The 24,225-nt window shown below is 59.0% G+C and carries 25 protein-coding genes and 1 pseudogene; 6 read left to right on the forward strand and 20 right to left on the reverse strand.

The genetic code is table 11. The features are described 5' to 3' along the window. The first annotated feature begins 261 nt into the window (after positions 1-261). From AC3ZVB_RS06400 to AC3ZVB_RS06410, 3 genes are all read left to right on the forward strand, one after another. Entirely contained in the window at positions 262-1,059 is a 798-nt protein-coding gene (locus AC3ZVB_RS06400; protein ID WP_490146103.1) for a transporter substrate-binding domain-containing protein, read from the forward strand. 199 nt (positions 1,060-1,258) lie between these two features. After that, positions 1,259-2,218, forward strand: a complete 960-nt coding sequence (locus tag AC3ZVB_RS06405; RefSeq protein ID WP_194691682.1) for an amino acid ABC transporter permease — start codon at positions 1,259-1,261, stop codon at positions 2,216-2,218. Beyond that, positions 2,211-2,945 (forward strand): amino acid ABC transporter ATP-binding protein, encoded by a 735-nt coding sequence (locus AC3ZVB_RS06410; RefSeq protein ID WP_123361152.1) that lies wholly within the window; start codon positions 2,211-2,213, stop codon positions 2,943-2,945. Before AC3ZVB_RS06405 ends, AC3ZVB_RS06410 begins: the two co-directional genes overlap by 8 nt. Positions 2,946-3,088: 143 nt before the next feature. On the opposite strand, the gene AC3ZVB_RS06415 is transcribed toward AC3ZVB_RS06410, so the two are convergent. From AC3ZVB_RS06415 to ubiE, 11 genes and pseudogenes are all read right to left on the reverse strand, one after another. Next, entirely contained in the window at positions 3,089-3,952 is an 864-nt protein-coding gene (locus tag AC3ZVB_RS06415; RefSeq protein WP_490146238.1) for a methyl-accepting chemotaxis protein, read from the reverse strand. Beyond that, positions 3,944-5,005: pseudogene (locus tag AC3ZVB_RS06420) on the reverse strand (methyl-accepting chemotaxis protein); the annotation flags it as partial. The gene AC3ZVB_RS06415 and the pseudogene AC3ZVB_RS06420, both read right to left, overlap by 9 nt. Before the next feature lie 218 nt (positions 5,006-5,223). After that, positions 5,224-5,931 (reverse strand): 16S rRNA (uracil(1498)-N(3))-methyltransferase, encoded by a 708-nt coding sequence (locus tag AC3ZVB_RS06425; RefSeq protein ID WP_490146104.1) that lies wholly within the window; start codon positions 5,929-5,931, stop codon positions 5,224-5,226. Next, entirely contained in the window at positions 5,928-6,722 is a 795-nt protein-coding gene (tatC, locus tag AC3ZVB_RS06430; RefSeq protein ID WP_162440009.1) for a twin-arginine translocase subunit TatC, read from the reverse strand. The genes AC3ZVB_RS06425 and tatC overlap by 4 nt, the downstream gene beginning before the upstream one ends. Further along, positions 6,719-7,180, reverse strand: coding sequence for a Sec-independent protein translocase protein TatB (gene tatB, locus AC3ZVB_RS06435; protein ID WP_194691679.1), 462 nt, complete (start codon positions 7,178-7,180; stop codon positions 6,719-6,721). The genes tatC and tatB overlap by 4 nt, the downstream gene beginning before the upstream one ends. 10 nt (positions 7,181-7,190) lie before the next feature. Then, positions 7,191-7,466: a twin-arginine translocase TatA/TatE family subunit gene (locus AC3ZVB_RS06440; RefSeq protein WP_162440011.1), complete on the reverse strand. Its 276-nt coding sequence runs from the start codon at positions 7,464-7,466 to the stop codon at positions 7,191-7,193. Positions 7,467-7,491: 25 nt separating this feature from the next. Further along, entirely contained in the window at positions 7,492-7,824 is a 333-nt protein-coding gene (locus AC3ZVB_RS06445) for a phosphoribosyl-ATP diphosphatase (protein WP_007899279.1), read from the reverse strand. Then, entirely contained in the window at positions 7,817-8,218 is a 402-nt protein-coding gene (gene hisI, locus AC3ZVB_RS06450) for a phosphoribosyl-AMP cyclohydrolase (protein ID WP_162440012.1), read from the reverse strand. The genes AC3ZVB_RS06445 and hisI overlap by 8 nt, the downstream gene beginning before the upstream one ends. A 90-nt stretch (positions 8,219-8,308) precedes the next feature. Beyond that, entirely contained in the window at positions 8,309-9,913 is a 1,605-nt protein-coding gene (gene ubiB / locus AC3ZVB_RS06455) for a ubiquinone biosynthesis regulatory protein kinase UbiB (RefSeq protein ID WP_162440013.1), read from the reverse strand. Next, the gene (locus AC3ZVB_RS06460; protein WP_162440014.1) at positions 9,910-10,533 is read right to left on the reverse strand and encodes a ubiquinone biosynthesis accessory factor UbiJ; all 624 of its coding nucleotides are present in this window, start codon (positions 10,531-10,533) and stop codon (positions 9,910-9,912) included. Before AC3ZVB_RS06460 ends, ubiB begins: the two co-directional genes overlap by 4 nt. Beyond that, positions 10,533-11,303, reverse strand: coding sequence for a bifunctional demethylmenaquinone methyltransferase/2-methoxy-6-polyprenyl-1,4-benzoquinol methylase UbiE (ubiE, locus tag AC3ZVB_RS06465; protein WP_007948968.1), 771 nt, complete (start codon positions 11,301-11,303; stop codon positions 10,533-10,535). The genes AC3ZVB_RS06460 and ubiE overlap by 1 nt, the downstream gene beginning before the upstream one ends. A 154-nt stretch (positions 11,304-11,457) precedes the next feature. On the opposite strand from ubiE, the gene AC3ZVB_RS06470 reads away from it, so the two are divergent. From AC3ZVB_RS06470 to AC3ZVB_RS06480, 3 genes are all read left to right on the forward strand, one after another. Continuing rightward, positions 11,458-11,733, forward strand: a complete 276-nt coding sequence (locus AC3ZVB_RS06470; RefSeq protein WP_162440015.1) for a polyhydroxyalkanoic acid system family protein — start codon at positions 11,458-11,460, stop codon at positions 11,731-11,733. A gap of 245 nt (positions 11,734-11,978) precedes the next feature. Then, entirely contained in the window at positions 11,979-12,401 is a 423-nt protein-coding gene (locus AC3ZVB_RS06475; protein ID WP_162440016.1) for a phasin family protein, read from the forward strand. Positions 12,402-12,411: 10 nt separating this feature from the next. Next, positions 12,412-13,320: a phasin family protein gene (locus AC3ZVB_RS06480; RefSeq protein ID WP_490146105.1), complete on the forward strand. Its 909-nt coding sequence runs from the start codon at positions 12,412-12,414 to the stop codon at positions 13,318-13,320. Positions 13,321-13,521: 201 nt separating this feature from the next. Here the strand turns inward: AC3ZVB_RS06480 and AC3ZVB_RS06485 are convergent, their stop codons facing one another. The 9 genes from AC3ZVB_RS06485 to argS form a co-directional block, all read right to left on the reverse strand. After that, positions 13,522-14,142 carry a TetR/AcrR family transcriptional regulator gene (locus AC3ZVB_RS06485; RefSeq protein WP_162440018.1) on the reverse strand — a complete coding sequence of 207 codons (621 nt, stop codon included), beginning with the start codon at positions 14,140-14,142 and terminating at the stop codon, positions 13,522-13,524. A 27-nt stretch (positions 14,143-14,169) separates the two neighbouring features. Continuing rightward, on the reverse strand, positions 14,170-15,852 hold the full coding sequence (gene phaC / locus AC3ZVB_RS06490; protein ID WP_162440019.1) for a class II poly(R)-hydroxyalkanoic acid synthase: 1,683 nt from the start codon (positions 15,850-15,852) through the stop codon (positions 14,170-14,172). 115 nt (positions 15,853-15,967) lie between these two features. Next, complete coding sequence (phaZ, locus tag AC3ZVB_RS06495; protein WP_162440020.1) at positions 15,968-16,822, reverse strand: poly(3-hydroxyalkanoate) depolymerase; 855 nt, start codon at positions 16,820-16,822, stop codon at positions 15,968-15,970. Positions 16,823-16,969: 147 nt separating this feature from the next. Further along, positions 16,970-18,649: a class II poly(R)-hydroxyalkanoic acid synthase gene (gene phaC / locus AC3ZVB_RS06500; protein ID WP_194691674.1), complete on the reverse strand. Its 1,680-nt coding sequence runs from the start codon at positions 18,647-18,649 to the stop codon at positions 16,970-16,972. Between the two features lie 255 nt (positions 18,650-18,904). Further along, complete coding sequence (locus AC3ZVB_RS06505) at positions 18,905-19,282, reverse strand: gamma-butyrobetaine hydroxylase family protein (protein ID WP_490146106.1); 378 nt, start codon at positions 19,280-19,282, stop codon at positions 18,905-18,907. A gap of 222 nt (positions 19,283-19,504) precedes the next feature. Continuing rightward, positions 19,505-20,845, reverse strand: a complete 1,341-nt coding sequence (gene hslU / locus AC3ZVB_RS06510) for an ATP-dependent protease ATPase subunit HslU (protein ID WP_162440023.1) — start codon at positions 20,843-20,845, stop codon at positions 19,505-19,507. Positions 20,846-20,900: 55 nt separating this feature from the next. Then, positions 20,901-21,431 carry an ATP-dependent protease subunit HslV gene (gene hslV, locus AC3ZVB_RS06515; protein ID WP_162440024.1) on the reverse strand — a complete coding sequence of 177 codons (531 nt, stop codon included), beginning with the start codon at positions 21,429-21,431 and terminating at the stop codon, positions 20,901-20,903. Positions 21,432-21,662: 231 nt separating this feature from the next. Further along, positions 21,663-22,370 (reverse strand): SPOR domain-containing protein, encoded by a 708-nt coding sequence (locus AC3ZVB_RS06520; protein WP_008149545.1) that lies wholly within the window; start codon positions 22,368-22,370, stop codon positions 21,663-21,665. A 1-nt stretch (position 22,371) separates the two neighbouring features. Continuing rightward, complete coding sequence (gene argS, locus AC3ZVB_RS06525) at positions 22,372-24,108, reverse strand: arginine--tRNA ligase (RefSeq protein WP_490146107.1); 1,737 nt, start codon at positions 24,106-24,108, stop codon at positions 22,372-22,374. Between the last annotated feature and the right edge of the window lie 117 nt (positions 24,109-24,225).

Genomic DNA, 24,225 nt, shown 5'->3' on the forward strand with positions numbered 1-24,225 from the left:
CCCCGCTGCCAGATGAAGCGGGGGGCCATTAAAAGATCGCAGCCTTCGGCAGCTCCTACGTTGTTCGGTGTTAACCCGACCCTGTAGGAGCTGCCGAAGGCTGCGATCTTTTGCTTTTGCGTCTAACAAATCCTCCGAGGCTACGTTAGCATCCGTCCCCGAATTGGTGCGCCCGGACAGCTTTCTGTTCGTATCTGCCGGTTTTCCAGGGAAAACCGCCGATTGCGTGCCTCACACCGCAATGGTTTTGGGGACTTGATGATGAAGAAGTATCTTTCGATGCTGCTGGTCGGCGTCACGGCTTTGGTTGCAATCAACACGGCGCAGGCCGGTGCCATCGATCACGCGGTCAAGCGCGGCACGCTGAAAGTCGGGATGGACCCGACCTACATGCCGTTCGAAATGACCAACAAGCGCGGCGAAATCATCGGTTTCGAAGTCGACATCCTCAAAGCCATGACCAAGGCCATGGGCGTCAAGCTGGAGCTGGTGTCCACCGGCTACGACGGCATCATCCCGGCCCTGATGACCGACAAGTTCGACATGATCGGCAGTGGCATGACCCTGACCCAGGAACGCAACCTGCGCCTGAACTTCAGCGACCCCTTCATCGTGGTCGGCCAGACCCTGCTGATCCGCAAGGAGCTCGAAGGCACCATCAAGTCCTATAAAGACCTGAACACCGCCGACTACCGCATCACCTCCAAGCTAGGCACCACCGGCGAAATGGTCGCCAAAAAGCTGATCTCCAAAGCCAAATACCACGGCTACGACAACGAGCAGGAAGCCGTGCTTGACGTGGTCAACGGCAAGGCCGACGCGTTCATCTACGACGCGCCGTACAACGTTGTAGCGGTGAACAAAGTGGGTGCCGGCAAGCTGGTGTTCCTCGACAAGCCGTTCACCTACGAGCCGCTGGCCTTTGGTTTGAAGAAAGGTGACTACGACAGCATCAACTTCATCAACAACTTCCTGCACCAGATCCACGAAGACGGCACCTACGATCGCATCCATGACAAGTGGTTCAAAGACACCGCTTGGCTCAAGGATATGGAATAAGGCTTCAGCGCCAATCGCGAACAGCCTCGCCCCCTGTAGCAGCTGCCGAGGTACGAGGCTGCGCTGGGCTGCGTAGCGGCCCTTTGGGGCGGTCCTGCGGACACGCAACGCAGCCTCGTACCTCGGCAGCTGCTACAGGACCGCGAACTGGCTCGATGACGCCGTTCCTGGCGACACGAATTCTGGAAACTGCTGACAAATGAAACAAAGAAAATCCCAATGGCCATGGCACGTTCTAACCGTGCTCGTGCTGATCGGCCTGGCCGGCGCGTTGTATTACGCCACGTCGCTGATGTCATACGAATGGCGCTGGAACCGTGTGCCGCAATACTTCGCCTATCACGCCGAAGAGTCCCAGCGCGCTGCCGATATCTCCACCGTCAGTGAACTGGTGCGAAAGGGCGACAAGGCTGAAGTCACCCTGCGCAACGATGCTGGCGATGAACAGCGTCTGATCGTGGACGACAACAGCCTGCAAGTCGCTCAAGGCGATGATGTCGCTGAAGGCGATGTCATTGGTGTCACCCGTCATTGGGCCGCAGGTCCGCTGTTGTGGGGCCTTTGGACGACCTTGTGGCTGTCGGTGGTGTCGGGTGTGCTCGGTTTGTTGATCGGCCTCGCCACCGGCCTGTGCCGTCTGTCGAACAACCCGACGTTGCGCGACCTCTCGACGATCTACGTCGAACTGGTGCGCGGCACGCCGCTGCTGGTACAAATTTTCATTTTCTACTTCTTCATCGGCACCGTGATGAACCTGTCCCGGGAATTCGCCGGGATCGCCGCGCTTTCGCTGTTCACTGGCGCTTATGTTGCGGAGATCATTCGGTCCGGTGTGCAGTCGATCGCCCGCGGCCAAAACGAAGCGGCGCGTTCATTGGGCCTGAGCGCCGGCCAATCGATGCGCCATGTCGTGATGCCCCAGGCATTGAAACGCGTCCTGCCACCCTTGGCAGGGCAGTTCATCAGCCTGGTGAAAGACACCTCGCTGGTGTCGGTGATCGCGATCACCGAGCTGCTAAAAAGCGGCCGTGAAGTCATCACCACCTCATTTTCGCCGTTCGAAATCCTGTTCTGCGTGGCCGGTCTTTATCTGTTGATCAACCTGCCGCTGTCGAAAATCGCCAGCCGGCTTGAGCGGAGGCTCGCGCAAAGTGATTGAAGTTCGCGATCTGGTAAAAGTCTTCGACACCCGTGGCCAGGTGGTTCGTGCTGTGGATAACGTCACGACGCACGTGAAACGGGGCGAAGTGCTGGTGGTGATCGGCCCGTCTGGCTCCGGCAAGTCGACCTTCCTGCGTTGCCTCAATGGCCTGGAAGAATTCGACTCGGGGTCGGTGAGCATCGACGGCTTGCAACTGGCCGACCCGAAAACCGATGTCAACGCCTACCGCCGTGAAGTCGGCATGGTGTTCCAGCACTTCAATCTGTTCCCGCACATGACCGTGCTGGAGAACCTTTGCCTGGCCCAGAAGGTTGTGCGCAAGCGCGGCAAGAAGGAGCGCGAGGCCAAGGCGTTGGCGTTGCTGGAAAAGGTCGGCATTGCGCAAAAGGCCAACGAATTTCCATCACGTCTGTCCGGCGGCCAGCAGCAACGCGTGGCGATTGCCCGCGCGCTGGCGATGGAACCGAAGGTGATGCTGTTCGATGAACCGACTTCGGCCCTCGACCCGGAGATGGTCGGCGAGGTGCTGGATGTGATGAAAACCCTGGCGCTGGAAGGCATGACCATGGTCTGCGTTACTCATGAAATGGGTTTTGCGCGGGAAGTGGCGGACCGGGTGCTGTTCTTCGATCACGGGAAACTGCTGGAAGATGCTTCGCCAGCAGAGTTCTTCGATGCGCCGAAGGATCCGCGGGCGCAGGCGTTTTTGCGCCAGGTTCTCTAACTGCGGCGACCTTGAGGGCCGCTCATCGCTAGCAGGCTAGCTCCCACCGGGTTAGGTGTGAACACCACAAATCCACTGTGGGAGCCAGCCTGCTGGCGATGGCCTGATCTCGGTGCCGAGTGCACCGAGATCAGGCCATCACCTCAAACCCTGAACCGCCCCACCAGCATCTGCAAATGCGTCCCCAGCCGCGCCAGCTCAACACTGGACGCCGCAGTCTCTTCACTGGCGGCCGAAGTCTGCTCCGACACATCACGCACATTCAGCACGCTGCGGTTGATCTCTTCAGCCACGGCGCTCTGTTGCTCGGCTGCCGCAGCAATCTGCTGGTTCATCGACTGGATCGCCGACACGGTGCGGGTGATGTTGGTCAGCGAACCTCCAGCTCGGCGGGTCAGTTCGACGCTGCTGTCGGTCAGGGTGCGGCTGTTGTCCATGATAGTGGCGACGTGCTGGGTGCCGGTTTGCAGGCCGACGATCAACTCTTCGATTTCTTCGGTGGACTTCTGGGTGCGCTGAGCGAGGCTGCGAACTTCGTCGGCGACCACTGCGAAACCCCGTCCTGCCTCACCGGCGCGGGCAGCTTCGATGGCGGCGTTGAGGGCAAGCAGGTTGGTTTGCTGGGCCACGGACTTGATCACGTCGAGCACGCTGCCGATTTTGTCGCTTTCGCGCTTGAGATGACCCATGGCTTCGGTGGAGTTGCCAACCTCGAGGGCCAGGCGCTCGATCTGGGCGATGGCTTCACCGACCACTTTGTCACCTTCACGGGCTTGCTGGTCGGCGGCAACGGCGGCTTCTGAGGCTTCTTCAGCGTTGCGTGCAACTTCCTGCACGGTGGCGGTCATTTCGTTCATGGCGGTCGCGACCTGGTCGGTTTCAACCTTCTGGCTGTTAACCCCGGCGCTGGTCTGTTCGGTGACTGCGGACAGTTCCTCGGCAGCGCTGGCGATTTGCGTTACGCCATCGCTGATGCCGCTGATCAGTTCGCGCAGCCCTTGCGTCATGCTCTGGATGGCGCGCTGCAGTTGGCCTAATTCGTCCTGGCGCTGGGAGATGAGGCTGTGGGTCAGGTCACCCGCCGCGATGCGCTCGGCGACTTTTAGAGTCTGATTGAGAGGAATCACGATCTGACGAGTAATGGCCCAGGCCGCGAGCAAACCAAACGCCAGGGCCAGGAGGGTGGCCAGCAGCAGCATGTTTTTGGCATGCGCGGCATCGGTGTCACGTACGACGGTTTGCGACGCCGTCAGTTTTTTGCTGAGGTCGATCAGGATTTCGCCTTGTGCGGCCATGTGTTTCAGAGCAGTGGCGTTTGCTGTCTGCGAGTCTCGGAACTGGCTGACGGCAGCGCGGTAAGCCGTTAGCGATTCAGTGGCTTGTTGGAGGTTGGTGAGGTGCTGTTCCGGCACTTTTGAGGAGAGTGTTCCCAGGCTTTCCAGGGCCTTGTCGATAGCGTCCAGCGCGGGCTGTTCTGCTTCGGTCTTACCGCTGTAGGTGTAGCCGCGGACCTGATAACGCGCCTGCTGGAGCAGCTTGCTCAGCTCGATCACGTTGCTGTAATCGGCAACGTTTTCGCCTTGCAGCATGGACTTCTCGACCGTGGCGACCTGAGCCACGGCATTGTCGGCGGTCGCCCCGAGTTTGCTGCGGGCATCTTCACGCGTAACGGTGGCTTGGGCCATGTCGGCAAAGGCGCGCTTATACTCGGCGACGGCGGCGATTTGCTGGTCGACCATGGCGGCATCAGCAGGTTGCTCAATCATCGTACGTGCCGTTTTCAGGCGGGTGTCGAGTTCGCCCAGCACTTCGTTGACCGCGCCCGGCCCTTGCTCGCCGCGACGCATGTCGTAGTTCATTCGGGCAATGCGCAGGTCCTGGCTCAGCTCGATCAGGCTGGAAATGAAACCCAGCTTGTCACCGCGACTCAGCACGCCGCTCAGGCCGGTCCAGCCGGTGAGGGTGATCAACATCGTCAGCAGCAAAACGAGGCCGAAACCCACCCCCAGCTTGCGATTGACGCTGACGTTTCCCAGTTTATCGGCTAGCCATTGGTACATGCTGAAACTCCCTCGAACCACTCATAGGTTTTATGGGAGTTTTATCGGCAGGTGTGCCGGTTTCTGTAGGGATGTGACGCAACTCACCTGACATCCCACGGCCCTGTAGGAGCTGCCGAAGGCTGCGATCTTTTGATTTTTGTTTGGTGAGATGACCGAAGATCAAAAGATCGCAGCCTTCGGCAGCTCCTACAGGGTGCGGTGTTCAGGGAAGAGTGTCAGAAAAGGCGTGCGAGCAGCGCAGTGACGGCTGTTTCGACGCGAAGAATGCGTTCGCCGAGCTGTACCGGTTGCAGACCGGACTTGCCCAGGAGGTCTATTTCGTAAGGGATCCAGCCACCTTCCGGGCCGATGGCCAGGGTCACCGGTTCTTCGAGACCGCGAGGACAGGCGGGGTAGTTGCCGGGATGGCCCACCAACCCGAGGGTACCTTCGCTGATGGCCGGCAGGCGGTCTTCGACGAACGGCTTGAAGCGTTTCTCTATGACGATCTCCGGCAACACGGTGTCTCGGGCCTGTTCCAGCCCCAGGATCAACTGCTCGCGAATCGCCTCGGGCTCCAGGAACGGCGTTTGCCAGAAGCTCTTCTCGACGCGATAGCTGTTCACCAGCATGATCCGCGGCACACCCATGGCCGCTACGGTCTGAAACACCCTGCGGAGCATTTTCGGGCGTGGCAGGGCCAAAATCAGGGTCAATGGCAGCTTGGTCGGTGGCGGCTGGTCAAGGGTGACCCGCAATTCGGCTTCATCCGCGTCCAGGCGCAGCAGTTCGGCAGAACCCATCAATCCGCCAATGCGGCCAACACGCAAGCTATCACCGACTTCAGATCGGTGGACTTCCTGCATGTGGGTCAACCGGCGATCGCGCAGGATCGCCCGGTCGGCTGCAATGAAATCAGCTTCTTCAAGTAGCAGCAGGTTCACGGCTGGGTCGCTGGCGGCTGGTCGTTGTGATCGTCAACCGGCTGGTCGTCCGGGTGCTCGCCACGTTTGCTGATCAGGCTGCCAAACAGGATGCCGATCTCGAACAACAGCCACATTGGAACGGCCAGCAACGTCTGCGAGAAGATGTCCGGCGGCGTCAGGATCATGCCGACCACGAAGCAGCCGATGATCACGTACGGACGGATTTTCTTCAGGTATTTGACGTCGACCACGCCGATCCACACCAGCAGCACCACGGCGACCGGGATTTCGAACGCTACGCCAAATGCGAAGAACAGCGTCATGACGAAGTCGAGGTAGCTGCTGATGTCCGTCATCATTTCCACGCCAGCCGGGGTGGCGGCGGCGAAGAATTTGAAGATCAGCGGGAATACCAGGTAATAGGCGAACGCCATGCCGGCGTAGAACAACAGAATGCTGGAGACCAGCAAAGGCACCGCGATGCGCTTCTCATGCTTGTAAAGGCCTGGTGCGATGAAGCCCCAGATCTGATGCAGGATCACCGGGATCGCCAGGAACAGCGAGACCATCATGGTGAGCTTCAGCGGTGTCAGGAACGGTGACGAGACGTCGGTGGCGATCATCGTCGCGCCGACTGGCAGGTATTGCCGCAGCGGCGTGGAGACGAAGGTATAGATCTGCTGGGTAAAGGCGAACAAACCGGCAAAGACGATGAAGATCGCCGCTACACAGCGCAGCAGACGGGTACGCAACTCGGTGAGGTGCGAAACCAGCGGCATGTGCTGGTCATTTTCAGGAAGGTCGCTCATGGGGCTCGCGGCGGCAATGGGGTGTCGTGAGGCGCCGTGATTGTCGGCGCGGCGGCAGGAGCAACAGGTTCAGCGGGAGCCATGACCGGTGCCGGTTCAACGGCTTTCACCGCTTCCGTCGGCGCAGTGGCGGGCGCAGCTTCCGTCGTCGGAGCATGGATCGTTGGCGTCGTCACCGGTTCGGCAGGCTGAACCGGTGTGGCCTCCTGCTGGGTCGGCGAGAAGATCTTCCGCGCCTCCTGCTCCAGCGACAGAATGTGCTCGTTGTGCAGTTGCCGACGAATCTCGTCAGCACCGATTTCACGTTCAACTTCCTGTTTGATCGCGTTGAAGCTGCGCTTCAGACGCCCGACCCACAGGCCAGCCGTACGCGCAGCACCCGGCAGGCGCTCGGGGCCCAATACCAGCAGGGCGACGAGGCCGACGAGCAGCAGTTCAGAGAAGCTGATACCGAACATTAGTCTATGCTCACACGTCTTTGCGGATTGGCTCTTCGACTTTTTGTGCCTGCACATCGATGGTGTGCGGCTGGTTTACCGGTGTGGTCTGAGGCTGAACGGGCGGAACCGGTTGGGCCGGAGTCACGGTTGGATCAGCCGGTTTTTCATCATCGTTCATGGCTTTGCGAAAGCCCTTGATGGACTCGCCGACGTCAGTCCCGAGGTTTTTCAGTTTCTTGGTGCCGAATACCAAAACGACAACAACCAGGATGACGATCCAGTGTTTCCAGTCAAAAATGCCCATGTTGCTGCTCCTCTCTAATAGTTGTTCAGGCGGACGGACGCGAGGCTTTCTCGGCGTGTCCGGACAGACCGAAGCGACGGTCCAGTTCATCGAGTACAGCCTGAGGATGCTGCCCCAGTTGGGCGAGCATAACCATGCTGTGGAACCACAGGTCGGCGGTTTCGTAAATCACATCGCTGCAGTCACCGCTGATGGCGGCATCCTTGGCGGCAATGATCGTTTCGACCGACTCTTCGCCGACTTTTTCCAGAATCTTGTTCAAGCCCTTGTGGTACAGGCTGGCGACATACGAGCTATCGGCGGCGGCGCCTTTGCGCTCTTCCAGCACCTGGGCCAGACGGGTCAGAGTGTCACTCATGTTTGTGTCCTGCGGAATAAATGGCATGCGGGTCTTTCAGCACCGGGTCGACGGTTGTCCAGTCGCCGTTCTCGAAGACACGATAAAAGCAGCTCTGGCGTCCTGTATGACAGGCGATGTCACCGACTTGCTCGACCATCAGGATGATCACGTCGGCGTCACAGTCCAGGCGCATCTCATGCAAGGTCTGCACGTGACCGGACTCTTCGCCCTTGCGCCATAGCTTGCCCCGGGACCGGGACCAGTAAATGGCGCGGTTCTCGGCGGCGGTCAGCTCCAGCGCTTCACGGTTCATCCAGGCCATCATCAGGACGCGCCCGGTCTTGTGATCCTGGGCAATCGCGGGCACCAGGCCATCGGCGTCCCACTTGATCTCGTCCAGCCAGTTTTTCATCTTCGACTCCGATGCAGGCTCTCACTTCATCAATTGAGGCCCACGTGAAATTCAGCGTTGAAACAGTGTGCCAGCGTGTTGCGCGACTGGCTATCGGCGAACGACCAGATACAAACCGACAGCCACCATGATTCCGGCCGGCCAATGACCCATTTCACCCAGCGGTCCACCGGCAAGCAAAATAGCGCCACCGGCCAGGTGAGCGCAGCCGAGCAGCCGCAGGAACCAGTCGTCCTTGCGTTTGTGCCACGGCGGCGGTGGGTCGTAGGCGTGGGGTTGGGACATGCGTTCGAGCAGGTCGCGAGCCATATTCGCCAGGTGCGGCAATTGCTCAAACTGGCTCTGAACGTTGCCAATCAAGGCTTTCGGGCTGACGCGCTCACGCATCCAGCGTTCGAGGAACGGCTGGGCGGTGTTCCACAGGTCCAGGTCCGGGTACAGCTGACGGCCCAGGCCTTCGATGTTCAACAGGGTTTTCTGCAGCAGCACCAGCTGCGGCTGCACTTCCATGTTGAAGCGCCGAGCGGTCTGGAACAGGCGCATCAGGACCTGTCCGAAGGAAATATCTTTTAACGGTTTTTCGAAAATCGGTTCGCATACGGTGCGAATCGCTGCCTCGAATTCATTCAGTTTGGTCTCTGCCGGTACCCATCCTGAATCGATGTGCAGTTGGGCGACTCGCCGGTAGTCACGTTTGAAAAACGCGAACAGGTTGCGCGCCAGGTAATCCTGATCTTCCGGAGTCAGGCTGCCGACGATGCCGCAGTCGATGGCAATGTATTGCGGGCTCCACGGGTTCACGGTGCTGACGAAAATGTTGCCCGGGTGCATGTCGGCGTGGAAGAAACTGTCGCGGAACACTTGGGTGAAGAAGATCTCCACGCCGCGCTCGGCGAGCATTTTCATGTCGGTGCGCTGGTCAGCGAGGGTGGCCAGATCAGTGACCTGAATGCCGTAGATACGCTCCATCACCAGCACTTTCGGCCGGCACCAATCCCAATAGACCTGGGGGACGTAGAGCAGTGGTGAGCCTTCGAAGTTGCGTTTCAACTGACTGGCATTCGCAGCTTCGCGCAGCAGGTCGAGTTCGTCGTAGATGGTTTTTTCGTAGTCCAGGACCACGTCCACCGGGTGTAGCAGGCGGGCGTCGGCCGATAGCTTTTCTGCAGCTCGGGCGAGGATGAACAGCCAGGCCAGATCCTGCGCAATGATCGGCTTCAGGCCCGGGCGGATAACCTTGACCACGACTTCTTCGCCGGTTTTCAGTTGCGCGGCATGCACCTGCGCCACCGAAGCCGAGGCCAGGGGCTCAACGTCAAAGCGACTGAACACTTCGCTGATCTTTTTGCCGAGCTGTTCTTCGATCAGCTTGACCGACACTTGCGAATCGAACGGAGGCACCCGGTCCTGAAGCTTCATCAGTTCATCGGCAATGTCTTCGGGAAGCAGATCACGACGGGTGGACAGTATCTGTCCGAACTTGATGAAGATCGGCCCCAGGTCCTGTAATGCCAGACGCAAACGTGCGCCTCGGGTCAGGTCCAGGGTTTTGCGCGGGAACCAGCGCCACGGCAAGGCATAGCGCAGCGCCAGCAGAAACCAGGGCAGCGGCAGGGCGAAGAGAAGGTCATCGAGGCGGTAGCGAATCACAACGCGCTGGATGCGCAACAAACGGCGGACGGCAAGCAGCTTCATGCGTTATCGCTTGGGTCGAGGGATCGGGAAAGGCGCTCGAAACGCGCCTCGAGACGTTCCAGATCGAGTTTGATCTGGTCCAGTTCACTGAAACGGGCTTCGGCTTCGCGCTGACCGACGAGGGTTCGCGATTCTTCGGCCAGGTATTCACCCAGGTTCTGCCCCAGGCTTGTGAATCCTTGCTGGTACCAACGTGCGCGGCTGCGCAGATGACCGCCAACCAGTTGCGTGGCCACCGGTCCCAGCCAGCGCGAGAGTTCGTACTCCCAATCCAGTTCGAGGTCCTGAAGGATCGCCGCCAGTTCCAGCAGCACACCGCTGTCACCGTCGAGCTCGACTTCGGGGCCATGCAGCACCGCGGTCTTGTCTTTGCTCATCGCCAGTTTCAGCAGGCTTGAGGCGGGTGCACGCAAAGTGCAGTCGGCGCCGGTTTCCCACTGGGAAGCGAGCATCAGGCCTTCGTCACTGGGCAGGATGAACAGCTGAAATGCCGGGCTGCGGCAATCGACGGCAATCACCCTGCCACTCAAATGCGCGAGCCGTGGCAGTGCCGTGCTGTCGAGACGCAGCACCCGGTTCAGACCGAGTTCAACGCTGGCGAGCAGACCGGCGAGCAACATCAGGGTTTGATGCCGCGGTGCAAGGCAACGATGCCTGCGGTCATGTTGTGATAGGTCACGCGGTCGAAACCGGCCTCGACCATCATCGATTTCAGGGTTTCCTGATTCGGGTGCATGCGGATCGATTCGGCCAGGTAGCGATAGCTCTCCGAGTCGTTGGTGATCAGCTTGCCCATCAGCGGCATGAACGCGAACGAATAGGCGTCGTAGGCCTTGGACATCAGCGCGTTGGTCGGTTTGGAGAACTCCAGAACCAGCAGACGGCCGCCCGGTTTCAGTACGCGCAACATCGAACGCAGGGCGTCTTCTTTGTGCGTGACGTTGCGCAGGCCAAAAGCGATGGTCACGCAGTCGAAATGGTTGTCCGGGAACGGCAGCTTTTCAGCGTCTGCCTGGACGAACTCAACGTTGCCGGCAACACCGAGGTCCAGCAGGCGGTCACGACCGACCTTGAGCATGGATTCGTTGATGTCGGCCAACACCACCTGGCCGGTCGGGCCAACGAGGTGCGAGAATTTTTTGGTCAGGTCGCCGGTGCCACCCGCGATGTCCAGTACGCGATTACCGGTGCGCACGCCCGACAGTTCGATTGCGAAACGCTTCCACAGACGGTGCATGCCGCCCGACAGGAGGTCGTTCATCAGGTCGTACTTGGCGGCTACCGAGTGAAAAACCTCAGCGACTTTTTCCGCTTTTTGGCTTTCCGGAACGTTTTTGAAACCGAAGTGAGTGGTGGGTTCGGCATCGCTGCCTTTGCGCTGATCAGTCATATCGCTGTCACCAGAAGAGAATGCGGGACATTCTAATCCCGGTGGCCTGCTTTGTCTTGGAGTGGGTAAAGGTAAGATAAGGAAACACCGGGACGTTTTGCCGCAGCGGCGGTCAAGATGCTTCAGGAAGTATTCATCAAGCAGGAGTCATTCGATGGCCCGAATTAGTGTTGAACGTGCCCACGGCCTGGGTAAGGAAGCGGCCCGCGAGAAGGCTGAAAAGCTGGCGCAGAAACTGTCCGACCAATATGGCCTGGAGCCGCAATGGTCCGGCGACACCCTGAACCTCAAACGCTCGGGCGTAAAAGGCACGGTGCAGGTCGGCGAGGACTCGATCAAGGTGGATGTGGAGCTGGGCATGCTGATGTCGGCCATGAGCGGCACGATCAAATCGGAAATCGAGAAGGCCCTGGATAAAGCGTTGGTCTGATTCCGGATTGAAATCCCTTCCCCCTGTAGGAGTGAGCCTGCTCGCGATAGCGGTCTGTCAGTCAACATTAGTTTCGACTGATAGGCAGCTATCGCGAGCAGGCTCACTCCTAAATTTGTTTTGTGGTGAAGCCAGAGATTTATGTCAGTTGTTAGGGTGCCGTTTCTAATTATTCTCACTACTTTGTGCCTGAGCCCGACTCTTTCGCGGGCAGTTCCTCAAACCTTCTGCGCGTGAGGTGCACCATGGCCAAAGTTATTTTGAAGAAAAAAATCGACGTTACGACCACTGCTCTGGGCGACGTCAAATCCTATGCCCGCAAGATCTGGCTGGCAGGCCTGGGTGCCTACACCAAGGTCGGACAAGAAGGCAGCGAGTACTTTCAAGAGTTGATCAAAGAAGGTCAAACTGTTGAAAAGAAAGGCAAAAAGGTAGTTGCTGAGAAACTTGAAGCAGCCAACACCGAGATCGAAGAAGCGAAGAGCGAAGTCAGCACTTTCAAAGGCAAGGTCGAAGTTCAACTCGACAAAGTCGAGAAGGCTTTTGACTCGCGTGTCGCAAGTGCCTTGAATCGTATCGGCATTCCGTCTAAACATGACGTTGAGACGCTGTCTGCTAAGCTCGATGAGTTGACGGCATTGCTCGAACGCGTCGCGCGTAAATCTTAAGGAGAACGGGATGGCTGGTAAAAAGAACACCGAAAAAGAAGGCAGCTCGTGGATCGGGAAAGTCGAAGACTACTCCCGCAAAATCTGGCTGGCTGGTTTAGGCGTGTACTCGAAGATCGACAATGACGGCGGCAAGCTCTTCGATACATTGGTCAAAGACGGCGAGAAAGCCGAGAAGCTCACCAAGAACGCAGTCGGCAAGAAAGTCGACGCTGCCAAGGACTCCGCTACCTCGGCCAAGTCGCGCATTACCGGTGTTAAAGATCGTGCGCTGGGCAAGTGGGACGAGCTGGAAGGTGCTTTTGACAAGCGCCTGAACAGTGCCATTTCGCGCTTGGGCGTTCCAAGCCGCAATGAAGTCAAAGCCCTGCACAGCAAGGTCGATACCCTGACCAAGCAGATCGAAAGACTCACCGGTGCCAAGGTTGCGCCTGTTGCGACGAAAACCGCAGCGGCAAAACCTGCAGCTAAAACGGCAGCGGCTAAACCCGCGGCCAAAACGGCTGCCAAGCCACTGGTCAAGGCAGCTGCTAAAGCAGTGGCCAAACCAGCCGCCAAAGTCGCCGCTAAAACCGCTGCCGCAAAACCGGCAGCCAAAGCAGTAGCTAAGGCCGCGGCCAAACCGGTCGCCGCCAAACCTGCCACCAAGCCGGCTGCTAAACCTGCGGCCAAGCCCGCAGCGAAAACGGCAGCAGCCAAACCTGCAGCCAAGCCAGCGGCAAAACCTGCCGCAGCCAAAAAGCCAGCAGTGAAAAAACCGGCGGCACCGAAAGCCGCAGCACCAAAACCAGCAGTGGCTGCCGCCAAACCGGCAACCCCGGCACCTGCGGCCAGCACATCGAACTCTGCTGCCGCGCCGACCCCTGCTGCCACCCCGACTGTCGCGCCAGCCCCATCGACGCCAACCAGTCAGTCCTGATTTCAGGGCTCAAAAAAACGCCCGGCCTGCAAAGGTCGGGCGTTTTTGTTTGTGAAAACATTTTAAGAGTCACCGCAGATCCCCTGTAGGAGTGAGCCTGCTCGCGATTGCGGTGTGTCATTCAACATTGATATTGACTGGCCCCACACCATCGCGAGCAGGCTCACTCCTACAGTGAAATATGTTTATCCAGTGAGAGGGTTATTCGTGTTCTTCCAGGTACTGCATCGCCATGTGCTCCGTTGCAGCCTTGATCGGCGGCAACAAATGCGGTGCCACCAGCATCATGATCTGATACACCACCAGCTTCACTTCACCCTCGCGATCCAGAATTCGCTGATAGTCCAGTGAGAACAACAGCGTCATGGTGATCTGCTCCACCAGTTGCCCCAACGCCTGGGTATCACTGACCAACTGACCCTGAGCCTTCAAACGCGCCAACAACGAAGCCAGCGTGCGCTTGAGCGCGTTGAGCAGGTTGCGGATGCCTTTGGCGAGTTTCGGCAAGCGTCCGGCAAGGTTCGACAGGTCCTGGAACAGAAACCGGTAATGCGCCAGCCGCTCGACGATCAAGTGCAGGAATAGCCAGTAATCCTCCGGCGCCAGTTCCACATCCGCAGGTGGATCGAGCAGCGGTGCCAGCTCGGCTTGAAAGCGCTCGAATAACCCTAGGATGAGCGGTTCCTTGCCGTGAAAATGGTAGTAGAGGTTGCCAGGGCTGATGCCCATTTCGTTGGCCACTTCCATCGTGGAAACGTTCGGTTCGCCCTTCTGATTGAACAACTGCAAAGCACATTCGAGAATCCGGTCGCGGGTTTTCATCCAGTCTTCTTAATGGTTCGTTGAGCGTCAGCGCACGCGCACATAGGTGCCAGGTGCTGCCTCCATCGGTGGATAGTTCTGGTTGCCAAGTGCCATGTGGGTTTCTTTTTGCGCGCCCGAACGTTCCTGAATCCAGCTCAGCCATTGAGTCCACCAGCTGCCGTCGACTTGCTTTGCGTCGTAATACCAGGCGCGTGGGTCGCTGCTCAGCTTGGCGCCTTCGATGTAGTTGGCTTTCGGGTTGCTCGGCGGGTTCAGGATGCTTTGTACATGGCCGCTGTTGGATAGCACGAAACGCCGGTCACCCCCTAACAACAAGGTTGAGCGATACACCGCGTCCCAGGGCGTGATGTGGTCGTTGATACCGGCCACGCTGAAGCTGTCGACCGTGACTTTTTGCAGGTCTATCGGCGTACCGCACACTTCAAGACCGCCTGGGTGACTCAGTGGATTGTGTTTGAAGAAATCCAGCAGATCACCGTGCAACGCTGCCGGCAGCCGCGTGTTGTCGTTGTTCCAATAGAGGATGTCGAACGCTGGCGGCTCTTTGCCCAACAGGTAATTGTTGACGAAGTAGCTCCAGATCAAATCGTTGGGGCGCATCCAGGCGAATACCTTTGCCATGTCACGCCCGTCCAGCACACCTTTCTGATAGGAACGACGCTTGGCGGCTTCCAGCGTCTGCTCGTCGGCGAACAGGGTGGCTGGCGAGTCCATCTGACTGTCGAGCAGGCTCACCAGGTACGTCGCGCTGGAGACACGACGCAGTTGTCGTTTGGCCTGCAAATGACCCTGCAGCGCGGCGATGGTCAGCCCGCCAGCGCAGGCGCCCATCAGGTTGACCTCGCGGGCGCCGGTGATGGCCCGGCACACGTTCATGGCTTCTTCCACGGCTTCAACGTAGGACGAAAGGCCCCATTCGCGATGTCGCACATCAGGGTTGCGCCAGCTGATCATGAACGTCTGCAAACCGTTTTTCAGGGCGAACTGGACGAAGCTGTTACTCGGGCTCAGGTCAAAAATGTAGTACTTGTTGATCTGGGGCGGCACCACCAGCAGGGGTTTGGAATACTGTTTTTCGCTCATCGGCTTGTACTGGATCAGCTCCAGCATGTCATTGCGAAACACCACGGAGCCGGTGGTCGTGGCGACGGTTTTGCCGACTTCGAAAGCTTGTTTGGTGACTTGCCTTGGCAGGCCGTCGTTGTGCAGAAAATCGTCGATCAGATGGCTGGCCCCGCGCACGAGGCTGTTGCCGCCGGAGTTGAAAATTTCCTTGATGGCCAGCGGATTGAGCAAGCTGTTGGAGGGCGCCACGGCGTCATTGAGCAAAGCGAACGCGAAGTGCGCGCGAGCGCGATCATCCGGGTTCATGTTGCTCTCGTCGATCCAGCTTTTGACCTGTTTCTGCCAGCTCAGGTAAGCCTGCAGACTGCGGCGGTAAAAAGGGTTGAGGCTCCACGCCGGATCGGCAAACCGATTGTCCTGCGGGTTGGTGGGGTGCAAGGTTTCTCCCAGCAACACGCGGCCCAGTTGACCGCCGAGTCTCAAGGCGTGTCGGGCGCTGTGCACGGGATTGCGCAAGCCATGGGCGGCCACACTGCGCAAGGTCGAAAACAGATCACGGCCACGCAGGCCGGTAATCGCACTCTGTGCGTTGATGAACGCGGCGGGAGTGGGTAAGGAATCCCTCACTGGTTTGTCGCGCATGACTCAACACTCCTTCGTCTTCAGGCCAAAAACAAACGTACCGAACCAGAACACCATAGACGCTGCAACGGGTTGTTGCGCGGTGCGGCATCCTGCCGACCGACGATGGGGAGGCTTAACCGCCCAATGGCGCCGGGTGCGGGTGCATCACCGCGCGCTGCCGTTCTTCCTCGAGGAATTTCATAATGATCGGGGCCACCGCTTCGGCCCGGGTAATGAGGAACAGATGCCCGTCATCGATGACGTGCAACTGAGCGTTGGGAATTCGCCATGCCAGCAAGCGCATGTTGATCAACGGGATCAGCGGATCATCATCACCGGCCAATACCAGCGTCGGCTGATGGATCTTGTGCAGCCAATGAATGCTGGTCCAGCCAAGGCCGGCGAACAGCTGCCAGTAGTAACCGAGCTTGCCAGCCGACCGCACTTTCGCCGCATGGCTGGCCGCCAGTGTGGGGTCGCGACGGAACGAGCCACCATAGATCATCGGCGCAATGCGAATGACGTGAGAAGGCTGAATGTAGCGTCGGGGACTGGCCATCATCCACAGCACCTTCGGTTTGCCCGGCACCATGACTGCGCCGGCCGCTGTCGCCGCCAGGACGAGTTTTTTGCAACGCTCGGGATAATCGTAGGCGAACTGCTGGGCGAGGGCGCCCCCCCAGGACACGCCGATCACGTTGACTTGCCCGTAGTCCAGGTAGTCGAGCATCCGCGCCGTGAGTTTTGCCAGACCCGGAAAGCGATACGGCCGATTGGGTGTCGACGAACCGCCGACCCCGGGAACATCGAAAGCGATGACTTCCAGGTCCGGGTCCAGCGCCGCGACAAACGGAAATACCAGCTCCAGGTTGGCGCCGATGCCGTTGAAAATCAGCAAGGGCGTCAAATGAGGCTTGCCGGGGCGTACCGCGGTCCGGAGGGTCTGGCCATCCAGGTCGACGGTACGAAAAACGAACGGTTGCGGCATGCTTCAGGCCCTGTGGGTCACGCTCTCAAATTCATCCCCAACCCTGTAGGAGCTGCCGCAGGCTGCGATCTTTTGATCCTGCTTCAAGGGTCAAGATCAAAAGATCGCAGCCTGCGGCAGCTCCTACCGAAGTGTGGGGTGTGTCAGTTACCGCTCATGTACATAAGTGCCCGGTGCAGCTTCGCCCGCGACATAGGTTTTGTTTCCCAGAGCGGTCGGCGATTTCTTCAGCTTGCCCGAGCGCTCCGCCTGCCACGCCTGCCAGTGCAACCACCAGGAGTCGGTGTGCTTTGTGGAGTTTTCTTGCCACTGCTCGGCGTTGGCGGCCATGTCGACACTGGTCATGTAACGTGACTTCGGATTACCCGGCGGGTTCAGAATGCTTTGGATGTGGCCGCTGCTCGACAGTACGAACTCGACCTTGCCGCCAAACAGTTGCGCCGACTTGTAGCAAGACTTCCACGGCGTGATGTGGTCGTTGGTGCCGGCCAGCGAGAAGATGTCGGCAGTGACCTGCTTCAGGTCGATCGGCGTACCGCACACTTCCAGTGCATTGGGGCGGATCAGTGGATTACTTTTGAACATCTCGATCAGGTCGCCGTGGAACGCGGCTGGCAATCGAGTGGTGTCGTTGTTCCAGAACAGGATGTCGAACACCGGCGGCTCGTTGCCCAGCAGGTAGTTGTTCACCCAGTAGTTCCAGATCAGATCGTTGGGACGCATCCAGGCGAAGACCTTCGCCATGTCGCGGCCTTCCAGCACCCCGGCTTGGTAAGAGTGACGCTTGGCGGCCTCGAGGGTCTGCTCGTCGACGAACAGGGCCACGTCGCTGTCCAGGGTGGTGTCCAGCACGCTGACCAGCAGCGTCAGTGCATTGACCTTCTTCTCGCCGATCGCCGCGTAGTGGCCCAGCAGCGCGGTGCAGGTAATGCCGCCGGAGCACGCGCCCAGCATGTTCACGTCTTTGCTGCCGGTGATCGCGGTGACCACGTCCACGGCTTCCTTCAGGGCTTCGATGTAGGTCGACAGGCCCCACTCGCGCTGTTCCTTGGTCGGGTTGCGCCAGCTGACGATGAAGGTCTGCACGTTGTTGCGCAGGCAGAAACGCGCCAGGCTCTTGTCCGGGCTCAGGTCGAATACGTAGAACTTGTTGATCTGTGGCGGCACCACCAGCAGCGGGCGCTCATGCACTTGCTCGGTGATTGGCCGGTACTGGATCAGCTCCAGCACATCGTTGCGAAACACGACTGCGCCTTCGGTTACGCCCAGGCTCTTGCCCACCTCGAACGCACCCATGTTGACCTGGCTCGGCATGCCGCCGTTGTGCACCATGTCCTTGGCCAGATGCGAGAGGCCGTCGAGCAGGCTCTTGCCGCCGGTTTCGAAGAAGCGTTTGACCGCCGCCGGGTTGGCCGCACTGTTGGTCGGGGCCATGGCTTCGGTCATGAGGTTGATCACGAAATGCCCTCGAGCGACGTCCTTGGGCTCGAGGTTACTGTCGTCAATCCAGTCGTGGAGTTCCTTGCGCCACGCCAGGTAGGTTTGCAGGTAGCGTTTGTAGAGCGGGTTCTGGCTCCAGGCCGGATCGGCGAAACGACGGTCATCACCACCCGGTTGCAACGCGGATTTGCCAAACAAAACGTTCTTGAGCTCAAGCCCGAAATGGGCGACGTGCTTGGCACTGTGAATCGGTTGTTTGATGGCCTGCCTGAGCACCATTCGAGCAGACGCCAACAGATCCTTTCCACGCAGTCCAACGACAGGATTCAGCCCCAAGGTATTTTCCGAGGCCTGAGATTTCAGGTCATCGTTATTCTTGTTACTCATCTACGACGCTCCATTGTCCTGAGACGAGTACCTGTTCCGCTGTTCAGTCGCACAGCACGCGTCAGGTACTACTGCTCGGGTGACCGATAATCTGCACCACTGCTTTTTTATGCAGAGAGCACTGCAGGGAACTTGCCAGCTCCATTGGTTACCCGAGTTTAATTTTTTTCGCAAGCGGGCCAATCGTCGGCCCTGAAGCGGAGCATTCAAACAGATGAAATTAGAAAATGCCCACTAATGAGCAAGAGGCGCGGGCTAGAGCATCAGCTTGACGATGGATTCGTTCGGGTCGCGGGTTTTTCCTGCCGCTTTGAGCTCGGCAAGATAATCGCTCCAGAGATCCTCCTGACGCACACCCAGCTGGTACAGGTATTCCCAGGTGAACAGGCCGCTGTCGTGCCCGTCGTCGAAGGTCAATTTCAGTGCGTACTGACCGGCAGGTTCTACCTTGGTCAGTCCTACGCCGATCTTGCCAAATTGCAGGATAGGTTTGCCGTGGCCCTGGACCTCAGCGGAGGGAGAATGCACGCGCAGGAACTCGGCGGGCAGGTGATGTTCCTCGCCGGACGCGTATTTCAGCGACAGGGTTTTCGAGGCTTTGTGGAGTTTGATGTCGGTGGGGATCTGGGTCATGACCTAAGTTCCGTTGTAGGTGCGTGACCTACATGTGGAGCAGGTTTTGTGGCGAGGGGATTTATCCCCGTTGGGTCGCGAAGCGATCCTGAAATCTGCAACTGCGGCGTATCAGATACGCCGCATGCATTCAATTCACGACTGCTTCGCGGTCGAACGGGGATAAATCCCCTCACCACATCAGCCCGCTCTCACAGGTCTACGCTCGCCTGTAAATATGACCTACAGGATATAACGGGACAGGTCTTCGTTCTGCGCCAATTCGCCCAAGTGGCTGTTGACGTATTCCGCGTCGATCAGGATCACCTTGCCGTCGTGGCTGCTGGCCAGGTCGCCGGCACTGAACGACACCTCTTCAAGCAGGCGCTCAAGCAACGTGTGCAAACGACGGGCACCGATGTTCTCGGTCTTTTCGTTAACCTGCCAGGCAATCTCGGCAATGCGCTTGATGCCGTCCGGCATGAACTCGATGCCCAGCCCTTCGGTTTTCAACAGGGCGCAATATTGCTCGGTCAGCGATGCATGGGGTTCGCTGAGGATGCGCTCGAAGTCTTCAGGCGTCAGCGCCTTCAGTTCGACACGGATCGGCAGACGACCTTGCAGTTCAGGCACCAGATCGCTTGGCTTGCTGAGGTGGAACGCGCCGGATGCAATGAACAGGATGTGGTCGGTCTTGACCATGCCCAGCTTGGTGTTGACGGTGCAGCCTTCGATCAGCGGCAGCAAGTCACGCTGCACGCCTTCACGGGACACGTCGACACCACCGGAATTGCCGCGCTTGGCGACCTTGTCGATTTCGTCGATGAACACGATGCCGTGCTGCTCGACCGCTTCCAGCGCCTTGGCCTTCAACTCTTCTTCGTTGACCAGTCGACCGGCTTCTTCATCGCGGACCAGCTTCAGCGCTTCCTTGACCTTGAGCTTGCGGCTTTTCTTTTTGCCTTTGCCCATGTTGGCAAACAGGCTCTGCAACTGGTTGGTCATTTCTTCCATGCCTGGCGGCGCGGAAATATCGACGCCGGCCACTTCGGCGACTTCGATTTCGATTTCCTTGTCATCCAGCTGACCTTCGCGCAGACGCTTGCGGAACAGCTGGCGGGTGTTGGAGTCGGCCGACGTTACCGTGTCATCGCTGTTGAAACCCGCGCGTGCCGGAGGCAGCAGGGCGTCAAGAATACGGTCTTCGGCAGCGTCTTCGGCGCGATGGCGCACCTTGGTCATTTCCTGTTCGCGCAGCAGCTTGATAGCCGCATCTGCCAGGTCACGGATGATCGATTCAACGTCGCGGCCGACATAGCCGACCTCGGTGAATTTGGTCGCTTCGACTTTGATGAACGGCGCGTTGGCGAGTTTGGCCAGACGACGGGCGATTTCGGTTTTGCCGACACCGGTCGGGCCGATCATCAGGATGTTCTTCGGTGTTACTTCAACGCGCAGCTCTTCAGGCAGCTGCATCCGGCGCCAGCGGTTACGCAGCGCGATGGCGACGGCGCGTTTGGCATCGTCCTGGCCGATGATATGGCGATTGAGTTCGTGGACGATTTCACGGGGAGTCATGGACATAGTATTTGGCGGACCTCAAGCAAGAATGAGCCGTGGCACAAAGGCCTAAACAGGCTTACTCGGCGCAGTCCTGCTCCTCAATGGTCAGGGTGTGGTTGGTGAATACACAGATGTCGCCGGCGATACCCAAGGCGGTTTCGACGATTTCCCGAGCCGACAGATCGGTTTTCTTCATCAGCGCGCTGGCGGCGGCCTGGGCGTAACCACCCCCTGAACCCATGGCGATCAAACCTCCTTCGGGTTCGACCACGTCACCATTGCCGGTAATGATCAGGGAAGCGTCTTTGTTGGCGACCGCGAGCATGGCTTCGAGGCGGCTGAGGGAGCGGTCGGTGCGCCATTCTTTGGCGAGTTCAACGGCGGCGCGCACCAGGTGGCCCTGATGTTTTTCAAGCTGGCCTTCAAAACGCTCGAAGAGGGTGAAAGCGTCAGCCGTGGCCCCGGCAAAACCGGCGATAACCTGACCGTGGTACAGGCGGCGAACTTTCTTCGCGTTGCCTTTCATCACGGTATTGCCGAGAGAAACCTGGCCGTCGCCGCCCATGACGACTTTGCCGTGGCGGCGAACTGAAACGATGGTGGTCAAGGGAGAGTCTCCACGCAGCGGGGCGAAAATGCCTTATGCAAACTCATATGGGGGTGGTGACGGGTTTTTCAACTGCGGGGAGGGAGAGGAGACGAGTGGTGCGAGTCGCGTAGGAGCTGCCGCAGGCTGCGATCTTTTGATCTTGTCTTTAAAAACAAAATCAAAAGATCGCAGCCTGCGGCAGCTCCTACAGGGATTGTTGTCTCCTGCTGGCGCTGTGGCGGCGCAGGGTCAGCGGCTCTGGCGTTGTTGTAACAACAAATTGCTAAACCCGCTGCCCGCCAGTTGTTTCTGAGCGGTGGTCAGCTGTTCGCGGTTGCTGAACGGCCCGACCAACACGCGGTACCAGGTCTCGTCCTTCACCGTGCCGGACTCAACCGCTACGGCCTGACCCAGCAGGATGATCTGCGCCCGAACCTTGTCCGCGTCAGCCTCTTTGCGGAACGAACCGGCTTGCAGGAAGAACTTGGTCACTGGCGCCGCCTTGGAGACCGGAGGCGCAGGCGGTGGAGTGATCCCGGCCAGTGCCGCCTGTGCCCGTGCCGTGTCGATCTTCGCTGCTTGCTCAGGCGTCACCGGCGTTGTCGGAATCGCTGGCACTTGCGGCGTCGGCAGGGTTTTCTCCGGGACAGCATCCGGCGGCACGATGACTTCCGATTCCGGCAGCAACGTGTAGAAGTCGTACTTCGGCTTCACCGGTTGGGTCGGGCTCGGCGGGGTCTTGTTGGCCTCGGCGATCTTCGTGGCTTTCTGCTGCTCGATCTTCTCGCGCTTGACGCTCTCGCTGCCCTTGCCAGGCTCCAGCTTCATCAGAAACACGATGAACGCGCCGACCGTCAGACCGATGGCCATCCACAGCCAACCCGGAATCGGTTGCTTCGCAGGAGCTTGGTAACGGCTGGCGCCACGCTTGGGTGCAGGTTTTTTCTTGGCAGCCAACTTACATACGCTCCAGAGTTTCCAGACCCAAGAGTTCCAGGCCTTGCTTGAGAGTGCGACCGGTCAGCGCGGCGAGGCGCAGGCGGCTTTGCATTTGCGCCGGGGTGTCGGCACTGAGGATCGGGCAGTTCTCGTAGAAGCTGGAGAACAAGCCCGCCACATCGTACAGGTACGTGCACAGAATGTGCGGCGTGCCTTTGTCGGAAACGTTGTTCAGGACTTCACCGAACTGCGCCAGTTTGGCCGCCAGTTCGTGCTCGTGCTCCGCTTCCAGAACGATCTGGCCTTCGACTTCGCTGAAATCCTTGCCGAGTTTGCGGAACACGCCGGCCACACGGGTGTAGGCGTACAACAGATACGGCGCAGTATTGCCTTCGAAATTCAGCATCAGATCGAAGTTGAAGCTGTAATCGCTGGTGCGGTGCTTGGACAGATCAGCGTATTTGACCGCGCCGATGCCTACGACCTTGGCGATGTTGCGCAGCTCGACTTCGGCCAGCTCGGGGTTCTTGTCCTTGACCAGGGTATAGGCGCGCTCCTGGGCTTCGATCAGCAGGTCGATCAGCTTCACGGTGCCGCCGTCACGGGTCTTGAACGGACGGCCGTCAGCGCCGTTCATGGTGCCGAAGCCCATGTGTTCCATTTCCATCGGGTGCGTCACGAAGCCTGCCTTGCGGGCCACGGCGAACACCTGCTGGAAGTGCAGGGCCTGGCGCTGATCGACAAAATACAGTGCGCGATCGGCTTTCAGTACGTTGCTGCGATAGCGCACGGCCGCCAGGTCGGTGGTCGCGTAGAGGTAGCCACCGTCAGCCTTGACGATGATCACCGGCAGCGGGTCGCCATCGGCATTCTTGAACTCGTCGAGGAAAACGCACTGCGCGCCGTTGCTTTCGACAAGCATGCCGGCGGCCTTCAGGTCGTTGACCACGTTGATCAGGTCGTCGTTGTAGGCGCTTTCACCCATCACGTCGGCCATGGTCAGCTTGACGTTCAACAGCTCGTAGATTTTCTGGCAGTGGGACAGCGAGATGTCCTTGAACTTGGTCCACAGCGCCAGGCAGTCCGGGTCGCCGGCTTGCAGCTTGACCACCAGGCCACGGGCACGGTCGGCGAACTCTTCGGATTCGTCGAAGCGTTGCTTGGCCGCACGGTAGAAATTTTCCAGATCCGACAGCTCGTCACTGGTGATCGGGTTTTCCTGGAGATAAGCCATCAGCATGCCGAACTGGGTGCCCCAGTCGCCGACGTGGTTCTGACGGATCACGGTGTCGCCGAGAAACTCCAGTACGCGAGCCACGCCGTCGCCGATGATGGTCGAGCGCAAATGGCCGACGTGCATCTCCTTGGCGAGGTTGGGGGCGGACAGGTCGACAACGGTGCGTTGGGCCGGGCCGGCCTTGCGCACGCCGATGTGTTCGTTGGCGAGTGCGGCGTCCAGGCGAGCGGCCAGGGCTTGGGTGTTCTGGAAGAAATTCAGGAAGCCTGGGCCGGCGATTTCAGTCTTGGTGACGTTCTCGTCAGCCGGCAGCGCGGCGATGATTTTTTCGGCCAGGTCGCGCGGTTTCATGCCGGCCGGTTTGGCGAGCATCATCGCGATGTTGCTGGCGAAATCGCCGTTCTTCTTGTCTCGGGAGTTTTCCACCTGGATCGCCGGCGACAGGCCTTCAGGCAACACACCTTCGTTGACGAGTTGGGTGATGGCTTGTTGGATCAGCTGACGAATGGTGTCTTTCATGGGGCTCTCTTTCGACCGCAAGCGCGGCGGCGCCTGGATGCGCGGGTGGAAAAACTGGGCATTATCCGTGGCGGAGACGGGCTTGCCAACTATAGCGGGCAGGTTATGGATATGTGG

It is taken from the genome of Pseudomonas sp. MDV22-iso1 (assembly GCF_058145095.1).

What these genes read in the sequence shown, in the direction of transcription:
- AC3ZVB_RS06400 (WP_490146103.1), top strand. Translation starts at nt 262, where the DNA reads ATGAAGAAGTATCTTTCGATGCTGCTGGTCGGCGTCACGGCTTTGGTT.
- AC3ZVB_RS06405 (WP_194691682.1), top strand. Translation starts at nt 1,259, where the DNA reads ATGAAACAAAGAAAATCCCAATGGCCATGGCACGTTCTAACCGTGCTC.
- AC3ZVB_RS06415 (WP_490146238.1), bottom strand. Translation starts at nt 3,952, where the DNA reads ATGACGCAAGGGCTGCGCGAACTGATCAGCGGCATCAGCGATGGCGTA.
- tatC (WP_162440009.1), bottom strand. Translation starts at nt 6,722, where the DNA reads ATGAGCGACCTTCCTGAAAATGACCAGCACATGCCGCTGGTTTCGCAC.
- tatB (WP_194691679.1), bottom strand. Translation starts at nt 7,180, where the DNA reads ATGTTCGGTATCAGCTTCTCTGAACTGCTGCTCGTCGGCCTCGTCGCC.
- AC3ZVB_RS06440 (WP_162440011.1), bottom strand. Translation starts at nt 7,466, where the DNA reads ATGGGCATTTTTGACTGGAAACACTGGATCGTCATCCTGGTTGTTGTC.
- AC3ZVB_RS06445 (WP_007899279.1), bottom strand. Translation starts at nt 7,824, where the DNA reads ATGAGTGACACTCTGACCCGTCTGGCCCAGGTGCTGGAAGAGCGCAAA.
- hisI (WP_162440012.1), bottom strand. Translation starts at nt 8,218, where the DNA reads ATGAAAAACTGGCTGGACGAGATCAAGTGGGACGCCGATGGCCTGGTG.
- ubiB (WP_162440013.1), bottom strand. Translation starts at nt 9,913, where the DNA reads ATGAAGCTGCTTGCCGTCCGCCGTTTGTTGCGCATCCAGCGCGTTGTG.
- AC3ZVB_RS06460 (WP_162440014.1), bottom strand. Translation starts at nt 10,533, where the DNA reads ATGTTGCTCGCCGGTCTGCTCGCCAGCGTTGAACTCGGTCTGAACCGG.
- ubiE (WP_007948968.1), bottom strand. Translation starts at nt 11,303, where the DNA reads ATGACTGATCAGCGCAAAGGCAGCGATGCCGAACCCACCACTCACTTC.
- AC3ZVB_RS06470 (WP_162440015.1), top strand. Translation starts at nt 11,458, where the DNA reads ATGGCCCGAATTAGTGTTGAACGTGCCCACGGCCTGGGTAAGGAAGCG.
- AC3ZVB_RS06475 (WP_162440016.1), top strand. Translation starts at nt 11,979, where the DNA reads ATGGCCAAAGTTATTTTGAAGAAAAAAATCGACGTTACGACCACTGCT.
- AC3ZVB_RS06480 (WP_490146105.1), top strand. Translation starts at nt 12,412, where the DNA reads ATGGCTGGTAAAAAGAACACCGAAAAAGAAGGCAGCTCGTGGATCGGG.
- AC3ZVB_RS06485 (WP_162440018.1), bottom strand. Translation starts at nt 14,142, where the DNA reads ATGAAAACCCGCGACCGGATTCTCGAATGTGCTTTGCAGTTGTTCAAT.
- phaC (WP_162440019.1), bottom strand. Translation starts at nt 15,852, where the DNA reads ATGCGCGACAAACCAGTGAGGGATTCCTTACCCACTCCCGCCGCGTTC.
- phaZ (WP_162440020.1), bottom strand. Translation starts at nt 16,822, where the DNA reads ATGCCGCAACCGTTCGTTTTTCGTACCGTCGACCTGGATGGCCAGACC.
- phaC (WP_194691674.1), bottom strand. Translation starts at nt 18,649, where the DNA reads ATGAGTAACAAGAATAACGATGACCTGAAATCTCAGGCCTCGGAAAAT.
- AC3ZVB_RS06505 (WP_490146106.1), bottom strand. Translation starts at nt 19,282, where the DNA reads ATGACCCAGATCCCCACCGACATCAAACTCCACAAAGCCTCGAAAACC.
- hslU (WP_162440023.1), bottom strand. Translation starts at nt 20,845, where the DNA reads ATGTCCATGACTCCCCGTGAAATCGTCCACGAACTCAATCGCCATATC.
- argS (WP_490146107.1), bottom strand. Translation starts at nt 24,108, where the DNA reads ATGAAAGACACCATTCGTCAGCTGATCCAACAAGCCATCACCCAACTC.